The organism is Bradyrhizobium sp. HKCCYLRH3061, assembly GCF_051168015.1.
In the GTDB taxonomy this organism is placed as follows: Bacteria; Pseudomonadota; Alphaproteobacteria; order Rhizobiales; family Xanthobacteraceae; genus Bradyrhizobium.
In genome coordinates, this window is the sequence record NZ_JBNPUE010000005.1 from 171,647 (window position 1) to 186,097 (window position 14,451).

Sequence of the window (14,451 nt, forward strand, 5' to 3'; positions counted from 1 at the left end):
CATCAGAACTTGAACGAGGCTTCGACCTCGTAGGTGCGGGGCGCGCCGAGGAAGATCTGGTCGGGATAGAACGGATCGCTCCAGGCCGCGTAGCGCCGGTCGGTGACGTTGCGGACCCGGAAGGCGAGCCGCGTGCTGGTCGCGGTGGCGAACAGCGGCACCTTCGGCAGGTCGATGAAGGCGAACAGGTCGGCCGTGGTGTAGGCGAGCAGTTTCACCGTGTTCGCGTCGGTGCTCCAGCGGTCGCCCACGTGGCGGACGGAGAAACCGAGCTCGACCGGCCACCAGCCGGGATTGAGGAAGCGGTAGGAGCCGCCGCCATTGACGATGACGGCGGGGATGTTGGGCGGCGTGTTGCCCGAGAACGAGCCGCCGCCGGCGAGATCATAATCGGCATAGCGGGCGCGGACATAGGCGAAATTGCCCCAGAGCCTGCTCTCCGGCGTCGGCCGCACCGCAGCCGACAGCTCGATGCCTTGCGATTTGACCTTGCCGGCAAGGTTGAGCTGCTGGCCGGCCTGGGCGCTGTAGACGTTGTTGCGCTCGATGTCGAAGGCCGAGAAGGTCCATTCCGCGCGGCCGTTCCATGCGAGCTGCTTGACGCCGGTCTCGTAGCTGCGCGAATCCGACAGCGTCAGGTTCTGCGTCGGAGTGAGGATGAAGATGCTGTCGGCCGAGATGTCGGTTGCCGTCGCATATTGGCTGTAGAACATCGTGCCCGGCAGCGCCTCCCAGGTATAGCCGATGCGTCCCGTGACCGGTTGCCAGCTCTTGGAATAGGGGAAGCCGGGCCGCTCGGCGCCATTGCGGATCCAATTGCGGTCGAGCGTGAACGGGTTGTAGCGCAGCCCTCCGACCAGCGCGAAGCTGTTGGTCAGCCTCAAGCGGTCTTCGAGATTGAGCGCGACGCTGTCGATCGTGGCGGTCTGAAGCTGTGTCCTCAGCTCACCATAGGTGCCGCGATCGAAGCCGATCAGCGGGACTGACTCGCCGGGAAAATTGGCCGCGCCGGGTCGCGTGAAGTCGGTATGCGAGCTCTCGACCGAGGTGACGAGCCGGTTGGCGAGACCGAAGATGCTGCCGTTCCATATCACGTCGGTGATGTTGCCGACCATGTTGTGGTTGTGATGGACGAAGAAGCGCTCGCGATCGACCAGATTGGTGGTCGCGTTGAAGGCCGAGACCTCGTTATTGTACCAGTCGCGGCTGGCATTGTAGTTGTAGATCTGGCTCCGCAGCGTGACGTCGTTGTTCAGGTCCCATTCGAAGCCGCTGCGGACCCAGGATTCCTTGATGGTCTTGTGGCCGTCAACCACGTTGTAGTTGGTCGACAGCGTGCGGCCGTCGATCGTGACGGCGCCGAGATCGCTGCCGTTGTAGGCGGAGATCTTGGAGCCCGAGACGATGCCGCTGGTTGCGTTCGCGCCGCTATAGGCCACCGGCACCAGCGGCGTGCCCTCATAGGGCTTGGCCTTGTAGTCCTTGAACTCGGCGGCAAAGAAGGTCTTGAAGCTCTCGGACAGCCGGTAGTCGAGCTGGCCGGAGACATGGACATTCTTGAACTCGGTGTCGTCGATGAAGCCGACCTCCTTGGTCCGGCTGATGTCGAAACGATAGTCCAGGCCCTTGACGGTCGTGCTGCCGCCGGAGCCGAAGCCGCTGCGGAATGTGCCGCGCTGGTCGAAGCCGACGAAGGCCTCGCTCTCGACCGGGCCGCTGTGCGGGGTCTTGGTGACGAAATTGATGGTGCCGCCGACCGCCCCCTGGCCTGAGATCAGCGAGGAGGGGCCCTTGAGAAACTCGACGCGGTCGAGGTTGAAGGTCTCCATCGTCAGCGCGGTGAATCCGGTCGGCCCGATGTTGATGCCGTTATAGAGGACGTTGACCTGGTTGCCCTGGAAGCCGCGCATCGCAAAGCCGACGTCGTTCGGCGCATCGCCGGCGCTGACGCCGGTGGCGCCTTTCACCGCGTCGACGGTCGTGTAGTAGCCCTGCTCGCGCAGCGTCTCGGCGCCGATCACCTCGACCGTCGCCGGCACCTCGCGCGCGGCCAGGCCGAGCCGGCTGCCGGCTGCCGGGATGGCGTTGCCGTTGAGCGGGGTCGCGGTCGCGTTGGTGGCCTGTGAGGGAACGGATGGCGCTGCCTGCGCTGGCGCGGTCCCGCGTTGCTGGACGGGACGGGTGGTCCGGTCCGCCGTTCGGCCACGCGATTGCGTCCGGTCGGACACTTGCCGCTGCCGCGGCGCGTCGACCGTTACATCCGGAAGCAACGTGTTGGCCGCCGATGTTACGGCGGGGCTTGCCGTTTGCTGCGCGTGAGCCATATGGCCGGCTGACCAGCCGGCCACAAGCCCCGCCAACGATATCGACCCCCAGATCGTCCGCACGCTCATTCTGATCCCCACCGCAGGTCCGGACTGGGCCGGCGCCTGCGCCCGTAACGTTCACGATGCCCGGACGAGAGTTAGCTTAAACCTCCGGAAATGTAATGTTATAACATTTCAAACGGGCGATTCCGGCTGAAGGGTGTCTCGATCTGGCAACACATGCGAACGATTAGCGATTGCAACGGGTATCAGCGAGTCGCAGGGGGCGCAATGGAGCGTTCCGATGTCATTCAGAGCATCTGGCGTCGACGACAGGGCGGGTCCGGCTCGCATACCGAGTCCAATGCAAAACGGCCGCCCGTCGAACCGAGGGCGGCCGCTTGATGGTGTCGACAAGCCCCGGGACTACTTCTCCAGACGGGCCAGCAGGCTCGACGTGTCCCAGCGCTTGCCGCCGAGCTTCTCGACCTCGGAATAGAACTGGTCGACCAGCGCGGTCACCGGCAGATGGGCGCCGTTGCGGCGCGCTTCGCTGAGGCAGATCGACAGGTCCTTGCGCATCCATTCCACCGCAAAACCAAAGTCATACTTGCCATCGTTCATGGTCTTGTAGCGGTTCTCCATCTGCCACGACTGCGCGGCGCCCTTGGAGATGGTCTCGATCACCGCGGGGACGTCGAGGCCGGACTTCTTCGCGAAATGGATGCCCTCGGACAGGCCCTGCACGAGACCGGCGATGCAGATCTGGTTGACCATCTTGGTCAGCTGGCCGCTGCCGGCCGGTCCCAGCAGCTTGCACATCCGGGCATAGGCCGCGATCACCGGTTCGGCGCCGGCATAGGCGTCCGCGGTGCCGCCGCACATGACGGTCAGCACGCCGTTCTCGGCGCCGGCCTGGCCGCCGGACACTGGCGCATCGATGAATTTGAAGCCGGCCTTGGTAGCTGCGGCGTCGAGCTCACGTGCCACTTCAGCCGAGGCGGTGGTGTGGTCGACGAAGGTCGCGCCCTTGGCCATGCCGGCGAAGGCGCCGTCCGGGCCGATCGTGACCGAGCGCAGGTCGTTATCATTGCCGACGCAGCACATCACGAAGTCCTGGCCTTCCGCGGCCTGCTTCGGCGTTGGTGCTGCCTTGCCGCCGAACTTGTCGGCCCATTCCTTCGCCTTGGCCGCGGTGCGGTTGTAGACCGTGACCTCGTGACCGCCCTTCTTCACGAGGTGTCCTGCCATGGGAAAACCCATGACGCCGAGACCGATGAAAGCGACTTTAGCCATATGAGCTACCTTGACCTTGGGGTTCTGCCGGCGGCCTTGAGAGGGCCGGGCTGTTCTTGAAAGGAACACATCAGCATCCGGCGCGGGTCGCGGCGGTGCTGGACGCCGCACCATACCGGCTTGCGAGGCGGGGGCAACGGCTTCGTGACGGATGCGAAAGCGCCGCCGCGTGCTAAAGAGGCATCATCATGACGGCTTGCAAAGCCGCCATCCGGCAACGAAATCCAGTCAACCAACGAACCAGCCAGGGAGTGTCTCGCATGGGCGTCAGCGTCGGCGTGCTCGATCATTTCAACATCCGGACCCGCAACCTCGCCGAGACCGTGCGCTTCTATGAAGACGTGCTCGGGCTCGAGAACGGCGCCCGTCCGGACTTCGCCTTTCCCGGCGCCTGGATGTACAGCGAGGGCCGCCCGGTGGTGCATCTGGTCGACATCTCGCCGACCTCCGAGGCACAAAAGCCGGACTCCGGCGTCGTCCACCATGTCGCCTTCGTCAGCCGCGGCTTCGCCGGCATGAAGGCCCGGCTCGCCGAGAAGGGCATGCCGTTCGAAGCGCGGCAGGTGCCGGGCGGGGAGCTGTGGCAGATCTTCGTGCGCGACCCCAACGGCGTGATGATCGAGCTCAATTACGAGGCAGCGAAAGAGCAGGCCGAGGATGCGCCGGTGGAGACCGCCTCCGACATCGGAACCATGGTGGCGTTTTGAGCCGGTCGGCTTTATGAAGCGGCGCAACGCAGGGCCGGAGCGGTGCCGTCGCAGACGACGGAAGATCATGTCCGGCCAACAGGATAGGGCGCGACGATGTGGCGCGTTCTGAGCTATTTCAGGAGACGCGCCGTGAGCGTGACGCAGCAGCAGGTTATCGAGGCACTCAAGCGGGTTCGCTCGCCACGTGGCGTGGCGCTGCCGGACGCCGGCGTGCTGTCGCCGATCACGGCCAATGACGGCAAGGTGTTCTTCTCGATCAATGTCGAGGCCAGCGAGGCTCGCGCCTGGGAAGACACCCGGGCGCAAGCCGAAGCCGCCGTGCGCGCCATTCCCGGCGTGACCATGGCGATGATCGCGCTGACCGCCGAGCGCAAGGCGGGCGCTGCCGCCCCGCCGCCGCGGCAAGGCGGGGTGCAGCCGGTCTCGGCGCATCGTCCGCACCAGCATCCGGCGGACTCGCCGATGTCCCGGCAGGCCGCGATTCCGGGTATCGCGGCCGTCATCGCCGTGGCCTCGGGCAAGGGCGGTGTCGGCAAGTCGACCACCGCGATCAATCTCGCGCTGGGCTTGCGCGATCTCGGCCTCAAGGTCGGGCTGCTCGACGCCGACATCTACGGCCCGTCGGTGCCGCGGCTGACCGGGCTGCAGGAAAAGCCCAAGCTCACCGACGACAAGAAGATGATTCCGCTGTCGCGCTTCGGCCTGTCGATCATGTCCATCGGCTTTCTCGTCGACGAGGACAGCCCGATGATCTGGCGCGGCCCGATGGTGATGTCGGCGATCAACCAGATGCTGCGCGACGTCGCGTGGGGCACGCTCGACGTGCTCGTCGTCGATATGCCGCCGGGCACAGGCGATGCCCAGCTGACGCTGGCGCAGAACGTGCCGCTGAAGGGCGCGGTGATCGTGTCGACGCCGCAGGACCTGTCGCTGATCGACGCCCGCCGCGGGCTTGCGATGTTCCGCAAGGTCAACGTGCCCGTGCTCGGCATCATCGAGAACATGAGCTACTTCCAGTGCCCGCAATGCGGCACCCGGTCCGACATCTTCGGTCATGGCGGCGCGCGCCACGAGGCCGAGCGGCTCGGCGTGCCGTTCCTCGGCGAAATCCCGCTGCACATGGACATCCGCTCGACGTCGGACGCCGGCAACCCGGTGGTCGAGAGCGAGCCGAAGGGTCCGCATGCCGCGATCTACAGGACCATCGCCGCGTCGGTGCGGGATCAGCTCAAGGACGCCATCGCCGCTGCTTGATGCACTGCAGCGAAGCGCGTGCGACTATTGGACCGTTTGTCATTCCAACGTCGCGTTTTCGCTTAACCGGTTCCGTGCTAAAGCCCGGCCCGGATCGCCTTCGACCGTATGCGGCCAATCGCATCGGCGGATAAATGCTTTTTCAACGGGAAACGCCCCCAACAAGGAGATGCCTTAATATGAAGCGTCGTGATTTTCTGAAGGTTTCGGCCGCCGGTGCCGCGGCGACGGCTGCGGTGGCCTCGCCGGCGATCGCGCAGTCGATGCCGGAAATCAAGTGGCGGTTGACCTCGAGCTTCCCGAAGTCGCTCGACACGATCTATGGCGGCGCCGAGTACCTGGCGAAGCAGGTCGCCGAGATGACCGACAACAAGTTCCAGATCCAGGTCTTCCAGGCCGGTGAGCTGGTTCCGGGTCTGCAGGCGCTCGACGCGACCTCCAAGAACACCGTCGAGATGTGCCATACGGTGTCGTATTATTACGTCGGCAAGGACCCGACCTTCGCGATCTTCGCGTCGGTGCCGTTCGGCCTCAACGCCCGGCAGCAGAACTCCTGGCTGTATCAGGGCGGCGGCAACGAGCTCGCCAACGAGTTCTTCAAGAAGTCGGCCAACGTGATCGGCTTCCCCTGCGGCAATACCGGCACCCAGATGGGCGGCTGGTTCCGCAAGGAGATCAAGACCGTCGCCGACCTCTCGGGCCTGAAGTTCCGCATCGGCGGCATCGCCGGCCAGGTGCTGCAGAAGCTCGGCGTCGTGCCGCAGCAGCTCGCGGGTGGCGACATCTACCCGTCACTGGAGAAGGGCACCATCGACGCGGCCGAGTGGGTCGGTCCGTATGACGACGAGAAGCTCGGCTTCCAGAAGGTTGCCAAGTACTACTACTATCCGGGCTTCTGGGAAGGCGGTCCGACCGTCCACGCATTCGCCAACCTCGACAAGTATAACGAGCTGCCGAAGCACTATCAGTCGATCCTCGCCAACGCGACGGTCAACGCCAATACCTGGATGGCCGCGCGCTACGACCAGGTGAACCCGGCGGCGCTGAAGCGCCTGGTCGCCGGGGGCACGCAGCTGCGTCCGTTCACCAACGAGGTGCTCGAAGCCTGTCTCAAGGCGACCAACGAGCTGTGGGGCGAGATCTCGGCCAAGAACGCCGACTTCAAGAAGGTCATCGACGCGATGCAGGCCTACCGCTCGGACGAGTATCTGTGGTGGCAGGTCGCCGAGTACACCTATGACAGCTTCATGATCCGCTCGCGTACCCGCGGCTGATCGTAGCTTCAATCGGCGGATCGACTTGAGCCCGGCCTCGTGAGAGGCCGGGCTTTTGCGTTGCGGCAACTTTTCGCAATGGCACTCCGACGCACTTTGATCCACACTGGAACTGAAGCCTCACAAAGAAGGCTGCTTAGGAAACGAACACAATGACCCCCAGGGAGGGAAGAACTATGAAGCGGAGAGACTTCATCAAGGTGACTGGGCTTGGCGCCGCTGGCGCGGCCGCGATCGCGGCGCCGGCCATCGCGCAATCGATGCCGGAGCTGAAATGGCGCATGCCGACGAGCTGGCCGAAATCGCTCGACACCTTGTATGGCGGCGCCGAGATCATGGCCAAGGTGGTCGGCGAGGCCACCGACAACAAATTCCAGATCCAGCCGTTCGCGGCCGGCGAAATCGTGCCCGGCCTGCAGGTCCTCGACGCCGTGCAGAACGGCACCGTCGAAATCGGCCACACCGCGTCGTACTACTACTTCGGCAAGGATCCGACGTTCACCTTCGGCTCGTCGGTCCCGTTCGGGCCGAACATGCGCATCAACCAGGCCTGGTACATGCTCGGCGGAGGACGCGAGATCCTCAACGAGTTCTACACGAAGTACAATGTCGTCTCGCTGCTTGCCGGCAACACCGGTTGTCAGATGGGCGGCTGGTTCCGCAAGGAGCTCACCGGCGTCAACGATCTCAAGGGACTGAAATTCCGCGTCGGTGGCTTTGCCGGCCGCGTGCTGCAGAAGCTCGGCGCGGTGCCGCAGCAGATCGCCGGCGGCGACATCTATCCTGCGCTGGAGAAGGGCACGATCGACGCGGCCGAGTGGGTCGGTCCGTATGACGACGAGAAGCTCGGCTTCGTCAAGGTCGCGCCGCACTACTACTATCCGGGGTGGTGGGAGGGCGGGCCGATGCTGCTTTCCTTCGTCAACCAGGACAAGTGGAATGCACTGCCGAAGCACTATCAGAAGATCCTCGAGCATGCGGGCCACTATGCCAACAACTGGATGATGGCGAAGTACGACCAGAGCAACCCGGCGGCACTGCGCCGGCTGCTCGCTGCCGGCGCCAAGCTGCACGCGTTCTCGCCGGAGATCATGCAGGCCTGCCTGAAGGCGGCGCGCGAGCTGCACGGTGAGGTCGCGGCCACCAACCCCGACTTCAAGAAGACCTACGAGTCGCTGTCCGCCTTCGCCGGCAATGGCTACGCCTGGTTCCAGGTCGCCGAGATCGGCTACGACGCCTTCATGGCGCGCAACTCGCAGAGCTGAGACCGGCGCCGTATCGCTCCAGGAGCCAGACAAAACAAAACCCCGGCGCAGCGCGCCGGGGTTTTTCATTGTCGCGACGATGGAGTATCTGCGCCATCAGAATTTCGGCGGGCCAAAGTCGAGCGGTGGCGCATCGATCTGCGGAATCTCGATCTTGATCGAATTCGGATCGACGGTCGAGGCGGCGCCCTTGTAGTGCATGACCATCGACGGGAACAGGATCACCAGGAGCACCATGATCATCTGGATCACCACGAACGGCACCGCGCCCCAGTAGATCTGTCCCGTCGTCACCGGCTCCATCCGCTTGCCGGTGACGCGGTCGAGATAAGACTCCTTCGGCGCCACCGAGCGGAGATAGAACAACGCGAAACCGAACGGCGGATGCATGAACGAGGTCTGCATGTTGACGCCGAGGATGACGCCGAACCAGATCAGGTCGATGCCGAGCTTTTCGGCCGCGGGCCCCAGCAGCGGGATGATGATGAAGGCGAGCTCGAAGAAGTCGAGGAAGAACGCCAGCACGAACACGAAGACGTTGACGAAGATCAGGAAGCCGACCTGACCGCCGGGCAGTGACGTCAATAGGTGCTCGACCCAGACGTGGCCGTTGACGCCGTAGAAGGTCAGCGAGAACACGCGCGCGCCGACCAGGATGAAGACCACGAAGGCCGACAGTTTTGCGGTGGACTCGACCGCCTGGCGGACCAGGTCGAAGCTCAGCCGACGCTTGATCGCGCCGAGGATGATCGCGCCGGCTGCGCCCATCGCGCCGCCTTCGGTCGGCGTCGCGAGCCCGATGAAGATCGTGCCCAGCACCAGGAAGATCAGGAACAGCGGCGGCACCATCACGAAGGTGGTCTGCTGCGCCATGCGGGACAGGAAGCGGTATCCGGTGGTGCGCTCCAGCACCCAGTTCACGACTGCGACGGCGAAGGCGAACACGATGCCGTAGAACATGCTCAGCACGACGAAGTCGGCGCCGTGATATTCCGATCCGCGCATCATGAACCAGCCGAACACGCAGCTCGCCAGAAACAGCACGCCCAGCGATTTCAGGCCGCGGTCGCCCGAGTCCTCGCGAAAGCCGATCGCATCGGCCGGCAGGCCGGGCGCCGATTTCGGAAAGATCATGCTGGTCAGGAAGGCGTAGCCGGCATAGATCGCCGACAGCACGAGGCCGGGGATGAAGGCGCCCTCGTACATGTCGCCGACGGACTTGCCGAGCTGGTCGGCCATGACGATCAGGACCAGCGACGGCGGGATGATCTGCGCGAGCGTGCCGGAGGCGGCGATGATGCCCGAGGCAAGCCGGCGGTCGTAGCCGTAGCGCAGCATGATCGGCAGCGAGATCAAGCCCATCGAGATCACCGAGGCGGCGACCACGCCGGTGGTGGCCGCGAGCAGCGCGCCGACGAACACGACCGCATAAGCAAGGCCGCCACGGATGGTGCCGAACAGCTGTCCGATGGTGTCCAGCAGGTCCTCGGCCATGCCGGATCTTTCCAGCACCAGGCCCATGAAGGTGAAGAACGGAATCGCCAGCAGCGTGTCGTTGTTCATCACGCCGTAGACGCGTTCCGGTAGCGCCTGCAGGAAGTCCGGCCGGAATTCGCCGAGCTCGATACCGACGAGGGCGTAGAACAGGCCGACGGCGCCGAGCGAGAAGGCTGCCGGATAGCCGAGCAGCAGCATCACGACCAGCGAGCCGAACATGATCGGCGCCATGTTGGCGATCAGAAAAGCTGTCATTGAAGTATCCCCCAGCCCGCCGCTTACTTCTTTTCGATCGCTTCGACGAGGTGCTCGACCTCGGCCTCGATCCCGTGGGATTTCGCAGCGTGGGGATCAGGGATGAGCCCGCGCATCACGGCGATGCGCTTGATCAGCTCGGAGATGGCCTGCGCCAGCAGGAACACGAAGCCGATCATGATGAGCGATTTCGCCGGCCATTGCGGCAGGCCGCCGGCATTGCTCGACTGTTCGTTGATTTCGAACGAGCGCAGGAAGAACGGCACGCTGGTGATGATCATCACGACGCAGAGCGGAATCAGGAAGAGCACGTGGCCGACGACGTCGATGGTGTCACGCAGCCATTTGGGCATCATGGCGTTGACGATGTCGATGCGGATGTGCTCGTTGTCGAGCAGCGTCCACGGCGAGCACAGCAGGAAGACCGCTGAGAACAGCACCCACTGTAGCTCGAGCCAGGAGTTCGACGAGGTGTCGAGCGTCTTGCGGACGATGGCGTTGATCGTGGAAATGATGACGGCCAGCAGGATCAGCCACGCCAGCCGCTTGCCGGTCCAGGTCGTGAACGCATCGATCCCACGGCTCAATTTCAGCAACGCTTGCAACGCAATCCTCCCCCAAATGTCTTGCGACGTCCCATGGCCCGTTCTGGCTGCGCAGCACATGGCGCAACGGCCTATCCGGCCCGGCAGGCTCAAAAAACGAGGGCACCATTTCAGCGCCTCGTGTTGCCGTCAATCGGAAAAATGGGCAAAAAGGGGCGTTGCCGCAACATGTTGCGGGAGTGGCGACGCCGCGCCACAGCCGTCTCCGGTTGCCGGAGCCGGGCGATCGGCGGCCGGTGCCGGGAGCTGAACGGGCGGCGTCCGAGGGCGGAGGGCGCGCGAATGCGGCCGACCGAGCGCGTCCTGCGCGAGGCGGTCTTACAGCACCACCACGCCGGAATGCTTGGCTTTGTTTTCGGGTTCGACGTGGATGGTGATCCAGCTGTGCTCGTCGTCCTCGCGCAAGGCCGCCTCGATCCGGTCGCAGATCTCGTGCGCCTGGTTGACCGACATCTCTCCGGGCACCACGAGGTGGAACTCGATGAAGGTCAGCTTGCCGGCATGGCGGGTCCGGACGTCGTGCGCCTCCAGCGCCCCGTCGGCATGCGCGCTGATGATCTGGCGGATGCGCGCAAGCGTGGTGTCGGAGACCGCCTCATCCATCAGCCCGCTGGTGGATTCCTTCAGCACCTGCCATCCCGACCACAGGATGTTCACCGCGACCAGCACCGCCAGCGCCGGATCGAGGATCGGCAACTGCAACATCACCGCGAGGCCGAGGCCGACCACGACGCCGCCCGAGGACACGACGTCGGTCAGCAGGTGCCGGCCGTCCGCCACCAGCGCCGGCGATCGCAGCCGCTTGCCCCGCGTGATCAACAGCCAGCACCAGACCGCATTGATCGCGCTCGCCAGCGCGTTCACCGCGAGGCCCTCGGTAGGCGCTGAAAACACGCGCGGATCGAAGAAATTCCCGTAGGCCTCATGGATGATGAGCAGCGCCGCCACGACGATCATGACGCCCTCGATCACCGCGCTGAAGTACTCGACCTTGTGGTGGCCGAACGGATGGTTGGCATCCGCGGGCTTGGCGGCGATGCGCACCGCGCCGAGCGCGACCACGGCGGTGACGACGTTGACGATGCTCTCGACGGCATCGGAGTAGAGCGCGACCGAGCCGGTGATCCAATAGGCAAGATATTTCAGGCCGAGCACGATCGTTCCGACCACGAGGCTGCCGATGGCGAGCTTGAGCGATTGCGAGGCCATGATGTCCTGATCCGATCCCGCGCTGGGGTACTCAACGCTGCGGCGGAACGCAACCAGGGTGGAAGCGGTTCGGTGTCGGGAAGGAGCTGATGCCCCCGGTTTTTATGGCCGTCGAGACCGCCTATACCGGCGGTGTCGCTCCGATGGAGAAGTGATCTGTGGAAAACAGAAAGGTCGCGCCCACGGACATGGGCGCGACCTTGTCGGCAAACGCCAACAGGAATGACGCCGCCGACTACTTCTCTTTGATGACCGTGGTGGTGCTGGTGGAGCTGCCGACCGTGCCCTCGTCCTCGCAGACCTTGGTCTGGCGGATGCGGTCCTCGGCTTCCACGCGGCTGGTGAACGCCATCGGTCCGATCTGCGTGACGACCTCGCGGTCGGCGGGGCGTGTGGTGGTGATGGTGCAGCGATGGCTCGGTCCCTGCACGATGTAGTATTCGTCAGCAAGCACTGGCGCGACCGATCCGATGATCACTGCGCCGGCAAGAAGAAGGGGTGCTTTCATCGTCGCCTCTCTTTTCCAAGAACAGCCAAAAGGGGAGCGAGGGGGCGATGAGGAGATCTTGTCCTCATCGTTCGACGCTCTCCGCGTTTGCAACTCGGTCGACTGGTCGGGGTTCCGGCACGCCAGACGCAGCTTGTGTTGATGCGATGCAGTGTCGGCAACGATGGACGCGAGATTTCGTCAGGGCGCAGCGACGCCAGCGCAGGCCCGCGGTGGCTCGCTGGTCGATGTCGGCTGCGACGCGGACGATCGCGCAAAGTCTCCGCGGCGGGATCCCTGACATGCCGGTGGCGAAGCTGAGCGAACGGTCTGTGCTCGGCCGATCCGCACATCGTTTCCCAAAACGCGGGCACGCGACGCGAAGATATTTGCAGACCGGCTCGGCTTGAGCGGTGACGTTCTTCCGGGCTTCACATTCTGATGCGACCTTATGTTGTGGGGCGGCCCACATGCGCCGTCGGCTCAGACGGGGAAGCGGGGACTCGGACATGCTTGGGTTGCGTCTTTTCGGCTTGATCCTGGGAGGCCTGACCGCGATCGCGGCGATCGCGACGCCGTGTGCGGCAACACCGTGCAGCAACCTGCAGACGCTCGCGCTCGAGCATACCACCATCACGCTGGCGACCGACATCACGAGCGGCGTCTTCACCGTTCCCGGGAGCAATCCGGCGCAAGACATCACGGGCCTGCCGGCGTTCTGCCGCGTCGCCGCGACGATCGCGCCGACCGTGGATTCGGCGATCAAGATCGAGGTCTGGCTGCCGGCGTCGACGTGGAGCGGGCGGTTTCTCGGCCTCGGCAGTGGCGGATTCGGCGGCTACTACGACTATGGCGGCCTCGCGTTCCGCCTCAAGGCCGGTTACGCTGTTGCCTACACCGGTCTGGGAACCGGGACCTCCGGATGCACCGTTCACTACTGCGGATCGGACGGCAACAAGGGCAACGCGCTCGCGATCGCTCTCGGCGACAAGGCGACCCCGAGCCTGGGGCTCTACGGGCATCCCGAGCGGATCACGGATTTCGGCCATCGCGCGGTCCACCTGATGACGGTGCGCGCCAAGGAGATCGTACAAGCATACTATCAGCAGAGCGCGACCAGGGCCTATTTCTTCGGCTGCTCGACCGGAGGCCATAGCGGACTGATGGAGGCGCAACGCTATCCCGAGGACTATGACGGCATCCTGGTCGGCGCGCCGGCCTACAATCGCACACACCTGTATGCGACGACGCCGCTCGGATGGCGCAACACGCATGCGACGCCGGGGCGGCAGATGCAAGTCGGTCAGATGTCGCTGATCAACAAGGCCGTCCTGGCGCAATGCGCTGGGCGGGATGGCGGAGTCGCAACGGACCAGTTCCTGAACAATCCGCGGCGTTGCCGGTTCGATCCTAAAGTCCTGCAATGCACCGGCGGCGACGTGCCACCGGCATGCCTGACCGAGGAACAGGTCACGACGATGCAGAACTATTATGCTGGCACGGTCGACCCGGTGACCGGTGAGAGGATCGTTCCGGGCTTTGCACCGGGCAGCGAGACCGAGGATCTCTCGGTGAAGGGGATTATGCTCAAGCAGCAGCTTCCGGAGCCGCTGTTTGATGGTCCCCTGTATTGGGTCTACGGTCCGACCTTCGGTCAGCCCAGCAGCGCCGTCAACTACACGAATTTCGAGATTCACCGTGACCTGCCGGCCGTGGAGGCCTTGCTGGCCGCGCCGCTGAACGCCACCAGCCCGGATCTCACGGCCTTCCGGGAACGCGGCGGCCGGCTCATCATGTATCAGGGGTGGGCCGATGAGCTTGTGATGCCGCAGAACACGATCGACTACTTCAACTCGCTTGTGAAATTCGACAGCCCGTCCTTCGCGACGCGGCGAGGAGACGAAGCGCAGGTCGGTGCTGACGTCGCGGAAGATCGGTTCGGCGGCGATCACGTGCGAGCCGGGCTGCAGCGAACCCTGAGCTACGCCCGCCTGTACATGGTGCCGGGCATGTATCACTGCGGCGGCGGACCTGGCCCCAACGCGTTCGTCTTCCTTCCGGCGCTCCAAGACTGGGTCGAGAACGGCACGCCGCCGGGGTCCGTCGTCGCGACCAAGTACGTCAACGACACGGCGCCCGATGTGCAGATGACGCGGCCGCTCTGTGTGTTCCCGAAGATCGCGCGATACAACGGCCGCGGCAGCACCGACGACGCGGCGAGCTTCTCTTGCGTCGAGGGTGGGCACCGTCATGACCACGGTCCGCACGACGAGCAGTGAGGCAGGTGTTTGAA

General features: G+C 64.5%; 11 protein-coding genes. 5 read left to right on the forward strand and 6 right to left on the reverse strand.

Annotated elements, in window-relative coordinates; translation table 11 throughout:
* Positions 1-2 precede the first annotated feature (2 nt).
* Together ACQR2C_RS11520 and ACQR2C_RS11525 are read right to left on the reverse strand one after the other, a co-directional pair.
* Positions 3-2,393, reverse strand: a complete 2,391-nt coding sequence (locus tag ACQR2C_RS11520; protein ID WP_434881159.1) for a TonB-dependent receptor domain-containing protein — start codon at positions 2,391-2,393, stop codon at positions 3-5.
* Positions 2,394-2,732: 339 nt separating this feature from the next.
* The gene (locus ACQR2C_RS11525; RefSeq protein WP_316180637.1) at positions 2,733-3,602 is read right to left on the reverse strand and encodes an NAD(P)-dependent oxidoreductase; all 870 of its coding nucleotides are present in this window, start codon (positions 3,600-3,602) and stop codon (positions 2,733-2,735) included.
* A 260-nt stretch (positions 3,603-3,862) separates the two neighbouring features.
* On the opposite strand from ACQR2C_RS11525, the gene ACQR2C_RS11530 reads away from it, so the two are divergent.
* The 4 genes from ACQR2C_RS11530 (at position 3,863) to ACQR2C_RS11545 (ending at position 8,105) form a co-directional block, all read left to right on the forward strand.
* Positions 3,863-4,309 carry a VOC family protein gene (locus tag ACQR2C_RS11530; RefSeq protein ID WP_316237863.1) on the forward strand — a complete coding sequence of 149 codons (447 nt, stop codon included), beginning with the start codon at positions 3,863-3,865 and terminating at the stop codon, positions 4,307-4,309.
* Between the two features lie 132 nt (positions 4,310-4,441).
* The gene (locus ACQR2C_RS11535) at positions 4,442-5,566 is read left to right on the forward strand and encodes an Mrp/NBP35 family ATP-binding protein (protein ID WP_316180639.1); all 1,125 of its coding nucleotides are present in this window, start codon (positions 4,442-4,444) and stop codon (positions 5,564-5,566) included.
* A 179-nt stretch (positions 5,567-5,745) separates the two neighbouring features.
* Positions 5,746-6,840 carry a TRAP transporter substrate-binding protein gene (locus tag ACQR2C_RS11540; protein ID WP_315803060.1) on the forward strand — a complete coding sequence of 365 codons (1,095 nt, stop codon included), beginning with the start codon at positions 5,746-5,748 and terminating at the stop codon, positions 6,838-6,840.
* A 176-nt stretch (positions 6,841-7,016) separates the two neighbouring features.
* A complete protein-coding gene (locus ACQR2C_RS11545) occupies positions 7,017-8,105 on the forward strand; it encodes a TRAP transporter substrate-binding protein (protein ID WP_434846619.1) in 1,089 nt (362 codons plus the stop codon).
* Positions 8,106-8,201: 96 nt separating this feature from the next.
* On the opposite strand, the gene ACQR2C_RS11550 is transcribed toward ACQR2C_RS11545, so the two are convergent.
* From ACQR2C_RS11550 to ACQR2C_RS11565, 4 genes are all read right to left on the reverse strand, one after another.
* Positions 8,202-9,857, reverse strand: coding sequence for a TRAP transporter large permease (locus ACQR2C_RS11550; RefSeq protein ID WP_434838964.1), 1,656 nt, complete (start codon positions 9,855-9,857; stop codon positions 8,202-8,204).
* 23 nt (positions 9,858-9,880) lie between these two features.
* Complete coding sequence (locus ACQR2C_RS11555; RefSeq protein ID WP_315803063.1) at positions 9,881-10,462, reverse strand: TRAP transporter small permease subunit; 582 nt, start codon at positions 10,460-10,462, stop codon at positions 9,881-9,883.
* Between the two features lie 318 nt (positions 10,463-10,780).
* Positions 10,781-11,671 (reverse strand): cation diffusion facilitator family transporter, encoded by an 891-nt coding sequence (locus tag ACQR2C_RS11560; RefSeq protein WP_434881160.1) that lies wholly within the window; start codon positions 11,669-11,671, stop codon positions 10,781-10,783.
* A 235-nt stretch (positions 11,672-11,906) separates the two neighbouring features.
* On the reverse strand, positions 11,907-12,179 hold the full coding sequence (locus ACQR2C_RS11565) for a hypothetical protein (protein WP_315717640.1): 273 nt from the start codon (positions 12,177-12,179) through the stop codon (positions 11,907-11,909).
* Between the two features lie 488 nt (positions 12,180-12,667).
* Here ACQR2C_RS11565 and ACQR2C_RS11570 point away from each other — a divergent pair, with 488 nt between their 5' ends.
* Positions 12,668-14,437, forward strand: a complete 1,770-nt coding sequence (locus tag ACQR2C_RS11570) for a tannase/feruloyl esterase family alpha/beta hydrolase (protein WP_434881161.1) — start codon at positions 12,668-12,670, stop codon at positions 14,435-14,437.
* Positions 14,438-14,451 lie beyond the last annotated feature (14 nt).